The sequence below is a fragment of the Gaoshiqia sp. US2 genome, from assembly GCF_059705485.1.
Genome location: NZ_AP048550.1, coordinates 6,129,227 through 6,144,502, shown reverse-complemented (window position 1 = coordinate 6,144,502; position 15,276 = coordinate 6,129,227). Strand labels below are relative to the sequence as shown.

The 15,276-nt window shown below is 42.8% G+C and carries 10 protein-coding genes and 1 tRNA gene; 10 read left to right on the top strand and 1 reads right to left on the bottom strand.

Annotation, left to right across the window (positions count from 1 at the left end; all coding sequences use genetic code 11):
• Positions 1-85: 85 nt before the first annotated feature.
• Complete coding sequence (locus AC6H3C_RS24575) at positions 86-667, bottom strand: RNA polymerase sigma-70 factor (protein WP_497518345.1); 582 nt, start codon at positions 665-667, stop codon at positions 86-88.
• Between the two features lie 236 nt (positions 668-903).
• On the opposite strand from AC6H3C_RS24575, the gene AC6H3C_RS24570 reads away from it, so the two are divergent.
• From AC6H3C_RS24570 to AC6H3C_RS24525, 10 genes are all read left to right on the top strand, one after another.
• Positions 904-1,374 (top strand): hypothetical protein, encoded by a 471-nt coding sequence (locus AC6H3C_RS24570; RefSeq protein WP_497518344.1) that lies wholly within the window; start codon positions 904-906, stop codon positions 1,372-1,374.
• Between the two features lie 107 nt (positions 1,375-1,481).
• Positions 1,482-1,565, top strand: a tRNA-Leu gene (locus AC6H3C_RS24565).
• Between the two features lie 204 nt (positions 1,566-1,769).
• The gene (locus AC6H3C_RS24560; RefSeq protein ID WP_497518343.1) at positions 1,770-2,480 is read left to right on the top strand and encodes a site-specific integrase; all 711 of its coding nucleotides are present in this window, start codon (positions 1,770-1,772) and stop codon (positions 2,478-2,480) included.
• 139 nt (positions 2,481-2,619) lie between these two features.
• Positions 2,620-3,132 (top strand): RNA polymerase sigma factor, encoded by a 513-nt coding sequence (locus AC6H3C_RS24555; protein ID WP_497518342.1) that lies wholly within the window; start codon positions 2,620-2,622, stop codon positions 3,130-3,132.
• A gap of 101 nt (positions 3,133-3,233) precedes the next feature.
• Complete coding sequence (locus AC6H3C_RS24550; protein ID WP_497518341.1) at positions 3,234-4,163, top strand: FecR family protein; 930 nt, start codon at positions 3,234-3,236, stop codon at positions 4,161-4,163.
• A 150-nt stretch (positions 4,164-4,313) separates the two neighbouring features.
• Positions 4,314-7,622 (top strand): TonB-dependent receptor, encoded by a 3,309-nt coding sequence (locus AC6H3C_RS24545; RefSeq protein WP_497518340.1) that lies wholly within the window; start codon positions 4,314-4,316, stop codon positions 7,620-7,622.
• A 10-nt stretch (positions 7,623-7,632) separates the two neighbouring features.
• Positions 7,633-9,339, top strand: a complete 1,707-nt coding sequence (locus AC6H3C_RS24540) for a RagB/SusD family nutrient uptake outer membrane protein (protein ID WP_497518339.1) — start codon at positions 7,633-7,635, stop codon at positions 9,337-9,339.
• Between the two features lie 192 nt (positions 9,340-9,531).
• Positions 9,532-11,616: an alpha-L-arabinofuranosidase family protein gene (locus tag AC6H3C_RS24535; protein ID WP_497518337.1), complete on the top strand. Its 2,085-nt coding sequence runs from the start codon at positions 9,532-9,534 to the stop codon at positions 11,614-11,616.
• A 49-nt stretch (positions 11,617-11,665) separates the two neighbouring features.
• A complete protein-coding gene (locus AC6H3C_RS24530; protein WP_497518336.1) occupies positions 11,666-13,918 on the top strand; it encodes an alpha-amylase family glycosyl hydrolase in 2,253 nt (750 codons plus the stop codon).
• Between the two features lie 24 nt (positions 13,919-13,942).
• The gene (locus AC6H3C_RS24525; protein ID WP_497518335.1) at positions 13,943-15,256 is read left to right on the top strand and encodes a BNR-4 repeat-containing protein; all 1,314 of its coding nucleotides are present in this window, start codon (positions 13,943-13,945) and stop codon (positions 15,254-15,256) included.
• The last annotated feature ends 20 nt before the right edge of the window (positions 15,257-15,276 follow it).

The following is a 15,276-nucleotide window of genomic DNA, read 5'->3' as shown; positions in this document are numbered from 1 at the left end:
TCTATATTCTCAATCCGGTTAATGCTCCAACCTTGTTCAATACAGAAATAAGACAATCGTCGCCCCGGTTGACCCTTACTGTCAACTATCTTTTTTTCAAAAAAACAGAAAAACCAAGCAAATAATCTTTGTAATCTTTCAGCATCTCCCGTAATTGTTTCAGGGCCATGCCCATTTGGGCCTCTACAGTTTTAACCGAAATATTCATGCGGTCGGCAATTTCGTGGTATTTCAAACCTTCCACGCGGCTTAGCCTGAAAATCTCCCGGCGTTTTTCAGGCAGGGAATGAATGCTTTTTTCGATTTTTTGTTGTAAACCGACTTCCAGGAAATAGGGCTCAGGATTGGGTTCGTGTTTCAATTCTTCAAGCACCTTACGGCTGTATTTTTGCCTGACTTGCCGGTGTTGAAGGTTGTTCAGGCATTCGTTCCGGACCGACCGGAAAAAGTATTGTTTAACTGAAGTTTCAATATGCAGTTGTTCCCTTTTCATCCAAATCCGAAAAAACACTTCCTGAACAACTTCCTCGCTCTTTCCTTTCTCAGCTAAAAACTGAAGAGCAAATACACAGAGCGGGCCGTAATATTTCAGAAATAATACCCGGAAGGCATTCTCGTTACCCTCTTTCAGTTTTTCAAACAATTCGTTATCGGTTAGCTTGTCCATCGGTGCTTATGGCGACATCATTATTAGTTCCGGCAAGTGCTAAGGTATTAAAAATAAGAGACGGTTCAGACATCGTAAACCCTTAATAAACGGATAATAATTTTGTAACATATTTGCTCCGCTTTTACAGGCAAATTCAGGTTTCATGTCTGTCTCATGAAATAAAAAATTTGGCGGGCTTAAAAACATTCCGGAGAAATGACCGTTTTATCTTCGTAAAACACAAACAAAAAGTCATGAGAAAACTAATTCTTATTACAGCTATTTCATTTTTTGCTCTTTTTTCGGCAAACGCACAGGATTACAATACAGGTATTGGTCTTCGTGGCGGATTTTTTAGCGGTCTTACCGTTAAACATTTTCTGAATCAGTCACATGCATTTGAAGGATTACTGTCCTCCCGCTGGCATGGTCTGGAAATTACCGGGCTTTATGAGATTCACCGCCAGGCATTCAATGCACCGCGTTTAAACTGGTACTATGGTTTTGGAGCCCATTTGGGATTCTATGACGGGGACAGGTCGTCGCGTTTTGACGATGGAGACAATTATGTTGTTATTGGCGCCGATGGTATTCTTGGTATTGAATACAATTTTTCTGAGATACCGATTAACCTTGGACTGGATTGGAAGCCGGTAATTAACCTGGTTGGCGACACCGGTTTCTGGGGAGACGGAGCGGCTATTTCAATCAGGTATATTTTTTAATTAGACCGGTTTTATTGCAGAATCAGCGATGCATTCAAATGTGAAACTTTTTAAGTTATTTTCTTTGCATAAAGGAATTTTCCATTATTTTTGCATCGCTAATTCAGGCCCGGGTGGCGGAATTGGTAGACGCGCTGGACTCAAAATCCAGTGATAGCAATATCGTGCGGGTTCGATTCCCGCCCCGGGTACAAAAGAGGAAACTAAATTGAATCGGAGACGCTTAAAATCAATGTTTTAGGCGTCTTTTTTATTTTGTTAAAAATCAAAAAGTCCCTTTGAAATCCCTCGAAACAGGGACTTTAGCGAGACCTCCCAAAAAAAATCCGGGAAAGGGGTCTCGCGAATCGCTGTAAGTTTCTGACTCATTTCGTGTTAATTGATCCAAAAGGACGTTGAAACAGTACCGGACGACAAGGAACAGGTTAGTTGAATTTATACGGGAAGTTTATCACAAAAATGACGTATCACTTGAGTTCGTCGATTTCAGGTTCATCAATTCTTTTGATATTTACCTGAAAGAAAAGCACAAAAATAACCTGAACACGGCCTGGGGATACCATAAGCAAATAAAGAAAATACTCAATTTGGCCATTGCCTTGGATTATCTGGACAAAAGCCCTTATCTGAAATTCAAGGTTAAAAAGCAGGAACCCAACAGGGAATTTCTTACTTTAACGGAATTGAACAAAATGCATATCAGACAAGGAGAAGCCGGTGAAGACTGGATCGTCATTGACCGGACCAAAACTTCCACCCGGTGCAGGATACCTCTATTACCTTCTGCCAAACAAATATTGGAACTGTACGAAAATTATCCGGTTTGTCAATCCAAAGGACGTTTGTTACCGGCATTGTCAAACCAAAAAATGAACAGCTATTTGAAAGAACTGGCAGATATTTGCGGGATTAACAAAAACCTGTCGATGCATGTGGCGCGCCACACCTTTGCCGCTTCAGTTACCATAACGAATGGGGTTCCCATTGAAACGGTTTCGAAAATTCTGGGACACACATCAATCCGGACTACCCAAACCTATGCACGGGTTCTGGAATCAAAGATTTCGGAGGATATGAAAAGTTTGAAATCGAGGTTGAAAATGTAGTTCTCACAATTGTCCCTCTCCAAAAAGTTCGGATGAAGAACTGATTTACTGACGATGGGAATGCAAAAATCATACATTCAAATGAAATACTGAATTATCTATTTTTAGTTAACTTTACTGCCCTGTTCAAAAATCGTTCATGGAGAAATTCAGGTTTAAATACGGTTTCCCTGAGAAAGAATTTGAGAAATTTTTCAGACTGCATTATAAACTGGCGCTTATAATTTCAGTCCGGATAACCAATGATTTGGTGTCTTCAGAAGATATTGTCCAGGAAATTTTTTTACAATTGTGGGAAAAACCGGAACTTGACCTGTCTGATCCTAAACTTAAATCCTACCTCCTGAAATCAACAAGGAACAGAAGCCTGAACCATATCCGTGACAAAAAAGAACAGATGGAATTTGTCCCCGGTCTGCATGAGTTATTTGATGAAGAATATAATTTTGAACGGGAAGAAAAAATTTCAAAAGTCCTTTTTGAAATAGAAAACCTTCCCCCGCGGCGCAAGGAAATTTTTAAAATGATTGTGTTTAAGCAGTTAAAATACAATGAAGTCGCTGAGATATTAAATATTTCAAATAATACGATTAAAACCCAGTTGAACATTGCTTACGCGCAGTTAAGAAAATTTTGCACGATTTTTTTCTGATTTCTCTTCACCCATTTTCAAGTTTATGTGTAGTACTTTATAGAACCAGGGATGGAACGTTGCATTTCGCGGTTAAAAGGTGATACATAAAACGAGAGCAAATGAATCAGGAAAATCAGAACAAGCACAACCAGGATGCAGACAACAACGAAAAAGAGATCAACGAGTTGTTGGCTGATGACAAAGCTGTGATTGAAAAAATTGCAGCGGTCAGCGTCGATAGGGCCTGGAAGAAAATCCTTTACAGGAAGCGGCGCAAAACAATATCCGGGACTATTCAGAGGTCGCTCAGGTATGCGGCGGCCATCCTTTTGTTTATCCTGGGAGGCTATTACATGGCGTCCTATAAAATTGCCCGGGAAAATCAAGGTGCGTTCACGGTCTTTAACATTCCGAATGCTGAAATGGGGAGTGTCGTTTTGCCCGATGGCACACGGGTGAAGTTAAATTCTTCGAGTGAACTGAAATACCCGTTAAATTTTCTGAGCTCACGGGAAGTTTTTTTGACTGGGGAAGCTTTTTTTGACGTCACTTCTGATACGAGGAATCCTTTCCTGGTACATGTTGATGATTTTACCGTTAAAGTCACGGGCACCCGGTTTAATGTGCAATCATACCCGGACGCAAACCCGGAAGCGACCCTGGAGGAAGGGAAAATAACCGTGATCGATAACGAAGGGCAAACAGTCGCTGAATTAAAACCCAATGAGAACCTGGTGTTGGACAAAACGCGGAACAGGATTTTGGTGACGACCATCGATACGCACCTAAAAACAGACTGGCAAACCGGAAAAATCTTCCTGAAAAACCGACCGATTGGAGAATTGGTGAAAATTCTTGAAAGATGGTATAATGTCCGGATTGTGTTTGATGATGAATCAATCAAACAAGTCAGGCTGACAGGGACCATCGTGAAAGATAAACCCATCGGGCAAATTCTGAATGTTCTCGCCAAATCCGAGTCCATTGATTTTAGGATGAATGAAGAACCGGATGGCAGCAGCATGGTGGAAATTAAACGAACGAAATAACGATAAAAAAGAAGCGGTGAGAGCTTAGGCACCTGTCACCGCTTTTGATAAAAATAATACGTAAGTACTAATCTTTAACTTTTCAAATTTATGAAAAAAAAATGGAAGAATAACGACCTGAAAAGGTTGTTGACTAAACTATTAAACATTATGAAGTTAACGTTGGCATTTATTTTTCTTGCAGTGTTAACAGTGCATGCAAAAACGTACTCTCAGCAAACCAAGTTGAGTTTCTCTTTTCAACAAACGTCGATAGCTGATGTACTGTCTTTTATTGAAGAAGAGAGCGAGTTTTACTTTTTTTACAAAGAGAATGAATTACATGCTGATCGATTGATAAATATCGATGTTGCAAAAGAAGACATTCATCAAATTCTGAATAAAATACTTACAGGAACGGGTTTGGGATATTCTCTGATCGACCGATATGTGGTGATTGCACCAAAAGAGGGGAATACTGGAATGACAGTTCAGCAACCCCGCGCCATCTCGGGCCGCGTAACCGACTCCTCCGGCATCCCACTTCCAGGCGTAACTGTGGTAGTAAAAGGCACAACCACCGGGATTATTACCAGTGCCGAAGGTGAATATTCTCTTTCCGGCATCCCTGAAAATGCCGTATTACAATTTTCGTTTGTGGGGATGAAAACCCAGGAAGTCCCGGTATCGGGCAAAACAACCATTAGTGTGGTTATGGCAGAAGAAGCTATTGGCATAGAAGAGGTGGTAGCCATTGGATATGGTACGGTTAAGAAAAAAGATTTAACAGGCGCTGTTAGCTCAGTGCAAGGTACAACTATTGCTGAGAGGCAAACCACTCAAATTTCACAGGCTTTACAGGGAGCAATGCCTGGTGTTATGGTTACCCGTAACAACAATGCCCCGGGGGCAACTGCAACCATTCGGATCCGGGGTATTACAACTATCGGAGAAAATAATCCATTGGTTATCGTTGATGGTGTTCCTATAGGAGGCATTGACGATATAAACCCCAATGATGTGGAAAGTATTTCTGTGCTGAAAGACGCGGCCTCGGCTTCCATTTATGGTTCCAGGGCTGCTGCCGGCGTTATCCTGGTTACGACCAAACGGGCTAAAACCGGAGAAATCGGGTTACAGTATAATGCAGAATATGGTTTTGAAAAGCCAACGGTGTTCCCTGAGTTTACTGATGCGGTTGGTTATATGAAAGCTTATAATGAACTGATATGGAATGATAACAAAAATACGGGAGACGAGTACTCGTTGTATTCCAGGGATGTCGTGGACAATTACGCTGCATTACATACCGAAAACCCAAATCGTTACCCTGATACCGATTGGATTGGTTTGATTTTGAACGATAAGGCTCCTAAACAAAGCCACCTGTTGACCATTACCGGAGGTTCCAATGTGATTCGGACAAAGGCCTCCTTAGGCTACGACAAGACAGACGCCCTTTACGATAGCCGGACTTATGAACGGATTACCGGCCGTTTCAATAATGATATTACGATCAATAAAAACTTATCCGCGAGCCTTGATTTTTCATTTAAACGATCAGTATCCAAAGAGCCACCTAATCCGATAGATGGGATAATGACGATGCCTCCTGTCTATGCAGCCATGTGGAGTGATGGTCGTGTTGCAGAGGGGAAATCAGGGCTTAATCCTTATGGAAGTATGAAATATGGAGGCTTTGCCAATAACTGGTATAACCAGTTTGGAGGGAAAATGTCCATTGATTATACGCCTTTGACGGGATTGAAGTTTTCGGCTGTTGTATCACCAAGACTGGATTTTAACAAAGGAAAAACTTTTAATAAAAAAGTCCCTTATTATTCCGCCGATGATCCAACAGTTTATATTAGTACTTTGCAGGACCAGGCCAAAACTATATTGTATGAAAGAAGAGACGATGCTAAGAGGATCACCAAACAATTCCTGGTCAACTACACCAAAACATTTTTTGGGGAACACAACCTGGATGTCATGACTGGATATGAAGATTACTATGCCTTTAATGAAAAACTTGGGGCGTCACGGGATCAGTACGAGTTAACTTCGTTTCCCTACCTGGACCTGGGGCCTCTTGAATACAGGAATAACAGCGGAGATGCTTACGAGAATGCCTATCGTTCATACTTCGGCCGGATCATGTACAATTATAAAAGTAAATACTTCATACAAGGGAATATCCGGTACGATGGTTCTTCCCGTTTCCATGAGGATTATCGCTGGGGTTCTTTCCCTTCATTTTCGGCCGGGTGGGTGATGACGGAAGAGGGATTTATGAAAAACATCCGGGGCCTGTCTTTCCTTAAATTACGGGCTTCCTGGGGAACGCTTGGAAATGAACGGATTGGAAATTATCCTTATCAGGCAGCCATGAATTTTAGTAACGCACTTTTTTTCCAGGGAAACAATGTCGTTTCTGAAACTACTGCTGCCCAATGGCAATATGTGATCAGGGATATTTCCTGGGAAACGACCGAATCGTATGATTTTGGGTTGGATGCCGGGTTCTTTGATAACCGGTTACGCCTGACCGCCGACTATTACAAAAAAACAACCAAAGACATGTTATTGGCCCTGGAAATACCGGATTTCATTGGTTTTGATAATCCTGATCAAAACACGGGAAAAATGTACACCAAAGGATGGGAAGCCCAACTGGACTGGAATGGTAGCGCCGGAGATTTGGGATATTCTGTTTCCCTGAATTTGTCCGATTATAAATCGGTCATGGGTGATCTGGGAGGAACTGAATTTATCGGTGACCAGATAAAAATTGAAGGCAGCGAGTTTAACGAATGGTACGGTTATCGATCAGATGGACTCTTCCAAACGCAGGAAGAAGTGGCAAATTCTCCCAAAACGAGCGCATCAGTAAGGCCGGGGGACGTAAAATATATGGATATCAGCGGACCGGATGGCGTCCCCGATGGAAAAATTTCTCCGGAATATGACCGGGTGTTATTAGGTGGTTCTTTACCTCGTTATTTATACGGCGCAAATGTTAACCTGGACTATAAGAACTTTGATGTATCATTTGTTCTTCAGGGAGTCGGGAAAGTACTTAAGCGATTGAGCGGACAAATGGTGGAGCCTTTGATCGCACAATTTGGGAATGTACCAAAAAATATTGCCGGTAATTCATGGAGTATGTACAACAGCGATGAACAAAATCTAAATGCGAAGTATCCCAGGTACTCATTGACCGGTAAAGGTAACAACTATATCATGTCTGATTTCTGGTTAACCAGCGGGGCTTATTTCCGGGTTAAAAACGTGACGTTAGGATATACCGTCCCGACAGTTTTGATACAAAAGTCAGGTCTGCAACGTGTGAGAATCTATGCCAGCGCTTCTGATTTATTTACCATTGACAACTATCCGAAAGGCTGGGATCCTGAAGTTGCCGTAACTGGTTACCCGATCACGGCTTCTTATGTATTTGGTTTATCCGTTACATTTTAAAAATTTAATCATGAAAAATAAGATATTGTTAAAAGTAGTTTTATTGACGGGCGTGGCCTGGCTTTCCTCCTGCGCCGATCTGGATTTAAACCCGTTATCCATGGGATCCAGCGAAAACTGGTACACCGACGAAAGTCAGATGAGGATGGCATTGAATGATTTATATAAATCGGTTTTCTGGCCGAAGGATGATTATGATTATTATTACGAGAAGTTCACCGACGATTATACCAACCGGGAGGTATCCCCAATAGGCCCTGCTATTCTTACGGGTCAGACGAGTTTTGTTGTGAACGGGTGGGCAAACTCCTATAAATGTATCTCCCGGGCCAATGCCGTTCTTGCAAACCTCGGTCGTCTCGAAGGCGAAGTACCTCAGGCAACTATTGATAAATTTGCCGGAGAAGCCCGTTTCGTGCGGGCTTCAAAATATGCCTGGCTGATTTTGCACTATGGAGACGTGGTTTATTTTACAGATGCGCTTGATCTGGAAGAATCATTTACCTTGTCGCGCACCGATAAAAATACGGTTCTTCAGGCCATCTATGAAGATTTTGATTTTGCTGCCTCAAAACTTCCGGTTTCGTATAGCGGTTCTCAAACTATGTATGCCACCAAAGGCGCTGCATTAGCCTTCAAGGCCCGCATCGCCTTATACATGGGGGATTACACAACAGCAAGGGACGCGGCCAAAGCTTGTATCGATCTGGGTGTTTATGAATTATTTCCTGATTATGGCATCTTATTTTTATCCAAAACCAAAAATCCAAAGGAGATGATATTTGGAATACCCCGATCGACTGTTTATAACAGCACTGCCGAAGGGAGAGATATAACCCCAAGAAATGCCGGTGGCTGGGCAGCGGCTAATCCTTCGTGGGAGTTATTTTGTTCCTATCTTTGCACGGACGGCCTTCCGATCGACGAATCGCCGCTTTTTAACCCCCGTGAGCCGTTCAAGAACCGTGACCCGAGATGCGCGGCTACCATCGTTGAATTTCAAACCCCGTTCCTTGGATATATGTATCAACCTCATCCGGATTCGATTTATATCATGAACTTTAAAACCGGTAAACTTCAGAAAAACCAGGACACACGTTCGGTTGGTATGTATGCGTCATTCAATGGATTGCTTTGGAAGAAAGGGATTGACGAAGAATGGCTTGATGATGAAAGGAGAGAAAATGATATCGTGTTGATGCGCTATGCCGATGTCTTGCTCATGTATGCCGAAGCTAAGATTGAACTGAATGAAATAGACCAGTCTGTTCTCATCTCAATTAACCAGGTTCGGGCGAGGGCTTATCACGTCGATCCGGGAAATACGGCGGCATACCCTGCTGTAACAACGACCAATCAGGCAGAACTCAGGAAAATAGTCCGCACAGAACGGCGAATGGAATTTGCATTTGAAGGCCTCCGTTACATGGATATTATTCGTTGGAGACTTGCAGAGAAAGTAATGAATATTCCCATATATGGACTGTTAAATGTTGCGGAATTACGCTCCAGAGTGATTAAGCCCGGTCTTTGGTTTTTCCCTCAAACACCCGAGATTGACGAAGATGGTGTAGCTGACTTTACACCTATGGCTAATGCAGGTTTGATCAGGCAACTTGCTATACGCACGTTTGATCCAACAAGAAATTATCTGTGGCCCATACCTACTAAGGAAGTCCTTATTAATCCAAATCTGGGCCAAAACCCTAACTATTGAGTATATAATAAGCAATGCAAAGTGGGGTTGTGTAAACAATGAAAGCAGTCAGTCAGGAACAAGCGCCTTAACGCTTGTTCCTGCTGACGCTACACTGCTGCCGTTAAAGGCTGTGATTGTGATCGCTGGAGGGAAAGGTCAGCCAGCCCGCGGAGCAGGTAAATCATGTCAATGAAAATGAAAGGGAAAAACATGAAGACAAAAGCAAAAAGGCTTGGACTGGTGGGGTTAATCGCTATTATCGTGGTGACATTAGCCTGCGTTCGTAATTTAGGTCCAACTGCAAACGAAAAAGAAAAATCGAAAATTACAGGAACCGGGAAAATAGAAATCGATGTGAGCAACATTCCGGGACCGGTAAACCCGCTTGTATTCGGGAATAATCTTCACGCCGAAGATTCTAAAGATATCCATAGTACAGAATCCGTTCCTTACGGTATCTCCGGCGATGGCGTTTGGGATCCCATAACTCGCTCCCCGGCTCCTGAAGCGCTTCAATTGGTTAAAGACATGGGGGTGAAAATAATGCGGTATCCGGGAGGTTGCCTGGTACATAAATTCGACTGGAAAAAGGCGGTGGGTCCTATGGAAAACCGTCCTGATCGTGTCTTCGGTATTGACGAATTTATAGAATATTGCCAGGCATTGGGTGCCGAACCACTAATGAACGTGGCGCTGTATGTAGGAGATGCAAAGGATAAGGCGGATTTGGTCGAGTATCTCAATGCTCCTGCTACTCCCGAATACCCATGGGCGATGAAACGTGCGGCGTGGGGTCACGAAGAACCTTTCAAGGTTAAATATTTTGAAATGGGGAATGAAGAGGATCACGGTAACCACAACATCAAGCCATATCAGCGTTACACGGCTGAACAGTACAGTAAATGGTTTCTTGAATGTGCTAAGCTGATGAAAGGGATTGACCCTTCTATTAAAATGGGTGCTCTGATGGGAACAGGCACTGGCCCTTATGATTTGTGGAATAAAATAGTCCTGTCCATGGTAAAGGATGTCGCCAATTTTATATGTATTCATACCTATATAGCTGGCGGTGACCCTGTGAGAGATATTCAGACCCGGGCCTGCATGGCAAGTGGCGATGACCTGGAAGAGATTCTTTCCGAATACCGTCGCATTATCCGTGAAAATGCAGGCCGGGATATTCCGATAGCAATTACTGAGTATAATGCCGGATTTTCGCATACCAATCCTCTCCCCTATGCCGCCGCTCTTTTTGCAGCCGATTACCTGAGGGTACTACTTAACCCGGGAAATAACGTGATCATGGCAAATTACTGGCGTCTTGGCGGTTACTGGTCATTTATACTCGATCCCGATGGGATTGCGAAATATGGTAAGAATCCCCGGACATGGAAGAAAATGGCAGGATATTATCTCTACCGGCTTTGGGCACAGCATTTCGGCAGTCAACTTGTGGAAACAAAAGTAACCGGCCCAGGACTTGAATTCGAAGGTTATTTGCGAACCAGGCCGCGGATGGAGAATTCCAGGAGCGGTTTCATCGACAACCCTCATGTCATTTTGGTGGAAGACAGGATTGACGGCGCCCAGGCAACTATGGAGGGAAAAACCATTAAACTGGAGTTGAAAAACTACGTAGGTGTAAATCATTCATCTGTAATGCTTTTTTCAAACGCAATGGAATTTGGTTCCTTAAAAGTTTCACCGGGAGCCCTTTACCGATGTACTTTCAAAGCGTGTTTCATGGGTGAGTGTGGTTCGTACCGGTTTGGGATAAAAGTAGGAGACGATCGAGGATGGTCAGCCACTCATCATTCTGTTCCAATTGCCAGTATCGAAAGCGCTAAAGATTGGACGGAGTTTACAACGGAAGTTACTACTTTGCCCGATTGTTCGGGGCTTGTCATGAATTGGTGGCTTGCGGGGCAGTCACCTGATCCGGTGAACGCGACGGTTGAAGTTAAAGACATAAAGTTTGAACGCTTGCCACCCAGGCCCCCGTATTCGGCGCTTACCGCTACAGCCAGTCTCTCCGGGGATGGTAAAACCTTGTATCTCGTCGTTTTTAATAAGCATTCTGAAAAAGATATTGAAACAGACGTAAAGATTAACCATGCATCGATCGCTTCCACCCGGGTATGGCAGGTCAACGGCCCAAACCTGTCTGCTCATAACGGCGACGAAGAATTGGTAAAGGAAGTCAGTTCAGGTGAAGCAGTCCCCTGTTTTGATGATGGTTTTACCTACACATTTCCTGCCCATTCGATGACAGCTTTTAATTTAACGTTGAAATAACTCCCGGATGTTAAGTTATTTTATCACGAACACAAAAAACAGAAAGCACATGAATATGAAATTACATAACAAGATTGTTATCATTTTGTGGATTGCAATGAGCATCACAATCATGGGAAGTTTCCCCGGCTGTGCGCAAGAACTGGACAAAAACAGTGAGCAAGGGATCTCCAAAGCAGAAAAATTTACGATTGGCGGTGGCTACAAAGCGCCAGGCAAAACGCTGATCCTCGACGAAGAGTTTGAAGAAAACAGCCAAACATTAAAAAACTGGAAGAGAACAGGACAAAATGAGGAGGACTTTCAAATTGTTGATGCCATTACTGACAAGCAAAGTTATATCGGGGGCAAACGAAGCCTGAAAGTTAGTTTTAACGGAAATCAATCGGGCTTCAAGTATCCTTTTCAGACACAGGAGAAAACTATCAGGTTGATGTTTTCCTGTCGTGTTCCGGAAAGTTCCAGGTATGGCGATGTTTTAAAAATTTCATTATGCGATGAAAACGGAGAGAAAGGGCCGTATGTTGGTATCAGGCAGGATGTTAGTAAGACTTATTTAGATGTATATACTGAAAGATCAGGAAAAGAACATCAGGAAACGATTGATATTACATGGGTTTTCCTGACATCAGATGATTCCAGGGAGTATATCTCCCCGTATCCCATAAAGTTTAACTACCCGATGACATTATACATTAGCCGGGATGTGAATGGTAAAGGGAGTTTTATGATCAGAAACGGGAATAACAACAAAGTATATGGGCCTTATAGCTTTATTTATCAGCTTAGCAGTTTTGAAAGCTTATGCCTTGAAAACGGGAATAACCCACAGTCGGTATGCTACATTGACCAGATTTTAGTCGAAGGCGGTGTTTTAGCCCCTTCTGATGTGACAAATAATGAGAACGAAAAGCAAAAATATGGTTTGACTAAAGTAAAAGCAGACGAACGGAGCTTCAAAGTCGTACCTGAAGCAAATATCCCTGCAGAATTAAATATAAGAAAAGAGGATCTGCCTTCCAGACCACAATGGATAAATGATGCGATCATCTATCAGACTCCGATAATCGGTGCCTCCGGAGAGGGTACGATTCAGGGTTTGAAGATGAGAATACCTGAATTAAAGCAACTGGGAATAAACACAATCTATCTGACCCCTATTCAAGAGAACCATCTTGGTCCCTATGCTGTGAAAGACTATTTTTCACTTAATCCGAGATTTGGCAGCAAAGAGGATTTTCGTCAACTGGTTCATGAAGTCCATGCTAACGGAATGAAGATCATTATCGATCTGGTGATCAATCACACGTCCCAAAACAGCCCGTTGCTGAGGGAACACCCGGAATATTATGAATTGAAAGACGGAGAGTTCTGGTCCGAATGGGGGAATATGTGTAAACTGGATTATACCGTTCCTCCGGTCTGGAAATACATGGGCGAGGTCGGGGTTTACTGGATACAGGAATTTGATATTGACGGTTATCGATGTGATGCGGCTGCCTTGCTACCTGAGGATTTTTGGAGGTATTTCAAGAAGTCTCTTTCCAAGGTAAAAGAAGATGTCATCCTTTTACAGGAAGGGGATGCTTCCCGGTTATTTGAAAATGGTTTCGATGCTGGATATGGATACAATGGTTTTTTCTACGACTGGTCGGTAAGATGCAAGGCTGGCAAAATGACGCATGAAGAGTTCCTCGACAATATCATTTATGATTTGACCGTATACGGTGGATTTAAATGGCCGGATGCGAGGAAAGGAACGCCGGAACTTATAGGCAGTGATTGGGATAAAAGGTTTTTAAGGGTACACTTTTTAGAAAATCACGATAGAACGGCCGCGATAAAATCATTTGGATTAAAATATTCAAAAGCCTTGATGACATTTATGTGTACCATTCCGGGGGTACCGTTTATCGGGTGGGGGCAGGAAGTCGGCAACCGTAACTATTACGGCACCGGCGGTGAAAAGGATGAAAAACTTCTCAGCTTTTATACGTCTCTGTTCAAACTTCGCAATCAAAATGCGGTGTTACGTCTCGGAGAGATTAAGAAAATACCAGTTAAAGATAATCCGGATGTCGTTGCTTTTACACGGGCATACAATAACAAAAAAGCGTTGGTAGTCATCAATTTCTCGGTAGCCCCATACAATGCTAAAATTTCCCTGGAGCCAGACATGTTCGCAGGTAAGGTGGAATTAACAGATCAATTGAGCGGGAAAAAATTTGGGGTGGATGAACAGAAAAAAACGGTTCAACTTTCCCTGGCTCCATACGAGGGGGTAGTGTTTTTGCATGAATAAAATTGAACTAAACAAGGAAAAAACATGAAGAGGATATCAAAAAAACAAAAGGTTGCAGGTTCGATAACTATCATTATTACTTCACTAATTCTTGTTTCCTGCTTCTACTGTAGCGGGAATTCACCTGAAGGGGAGAGTGTGAAGGGTAAAGGAGCTACAGCAACAGGTGATACCCTTATAATAAAAGATGCCGCTTATTCGTGGTGGACGGCGCCATTGGCAGTTCATCATAAGGGCCATAAAGATAAAACCTATATCACGTATGTTGATTCCAAAGGATATATGGGAATTGCCTCTGTTGACCATGATTCGGGCGTCACGGAACGTAATGTCTTATCAGGGCCACATGAAGCTGATGACCATAATGTACCTTGCATCGTAGTCTTGCCGGATGATCGTCTCATGGTTTTTTATGCACGACATAATATGGACCAATCCATTCGTTATCGCATTTCGATAAAACCGGAAGATATTTCTTCGTTTGGGGCGGAACAAATAATTCAATCTTCCGGACGAGTGACCTATGTTCAGGCATTTTTGATGGATACGGGAATTCTCCGGTTATTCTACCGGGTATCCAATACGTCATGGGGATACCGTTCGTACAGCGTTTCAACCGGTTCATGGAATCCGGAACGAATATGGCTAACTGCCGGTAAACAGTACTATGTCAAGTTTCAGAGAAGCGAAACTGATCCCGATGTTATCCGTTTGGCGATGTATTCACACCCGCTTGCTGCAGGCGGCGACCACAATATTTATTATGGCTCTGTTGACGGATCAGGTTATTTTCGGATTGTCAACGGAGATATTACAGGAGGATTGGATGGGGCAAATTTACCGTTAACCCCGACTAAATTCTCCACTGTCTATACAGTGAAAACTGGAGAATCTACACGAATGTTTGACCTCGCGCTGTCCTCAACGCCAACGATAGCCTTTGCTTCTTATACAAACGCCAATAATGCCATCTATAAATATGCCCGATGGAATGGTTCCGCTTTTGATATTCGAACGATCTGCAATGCCGGACAACCAATAGAAGTACCGGCAGGTAAGAATTGTTATTTTGGCGGGATTGAGTTTGTCAAGGGCGGTGGTCAAACTTTTTATCTGTCAAGGGAATCGGACAAGGAGTGGTACATCGAAAAATGGACAACCAGGGATACAGGTGTAAATTGGGAAAAACCGGAACTTATCAGTAAGGGAAAAATTAAAATATATCGTCCGGTAACCCCCATAAATGCGAATAAAGATCTTCCGTTAATTTTTATCCGGGGTAACTACAATACCTATTTGGACTATTTAACAGATATCGTGTTGTGTACAGATATTTAATAATGATTAAATGAAACAGA

What these genes read in the sequence shown, in the direction of transcription:
- AC6H3C_RS24575 (WP_497518345.1), bottom strand. Translation starts at nt 667, where the DNA reads ATGGACAAGCTAACCGATAACGAATTGTTTGAAAAACTGAAAGAGGGT.
- AC6H3C_RS24570 (WP_497518344.1), top strand. Translation starts at nt 904, where the DNA reads ATGAGAAAACTAATTCTTATTACAGCTATTTCATTTTTTGCTCTTTTT.
- AC6H3C_RS24555 (WP_497518342.1), top strand. Translation starts at nt 2,620, where the DNA reads ATGGAGAAATTCAGGTTTAAATACGGTTTCCCTGAGAAAGAATTTGAG.
- AC6H3C_RS24550 (WP_497518341.1), top strand. Translation starts at nt 3,234, where the DNA reads ATGAATCAGGAAAATCAGAACAAGCACAACCAGGATGCAGACAACAAC.
- AC6H3C_RS24545 (WP_497518340.1), top strand. Translation starts at nt 4,314, where the DNA reads ATGAAGTTAACGTTGGCATTTATTTTTCTTGCAGTGTTAACAGTGCAT.
- AC6H3C_RS24540 (WP_497518339.1), top strand. Translation starts at nt 7,633, where the DNA reads ATGAAAAATAAGATATTGTTAAAAGTAGTTTTATTGACGGGCGTGGCC.
- AC6H3C_RS24535 (WP_497518337.1), top strand. Translation starts at nt 9,532, where the DNA reads ATGAAGACAAAAGCAAAAAGGCTTGGACTGGTGGGGTTAATCGCTATT.
- AC6H3C_RS24530 (WP_497518336.1), top strand. Translation starts at nt 11,666, where the DNA reads ATGAATATGAAATTACATAACAAGATTGTTATCATTTTGTGGATTGCA.
- AC6H3C_RS24525 (WP_497518335.1), top strand. Translation starts at nt 13,943, where the DNA reads ATGAAGAGGATATCAAAAAAACAAAAGGTTGCAGGTTCGATAACTATC.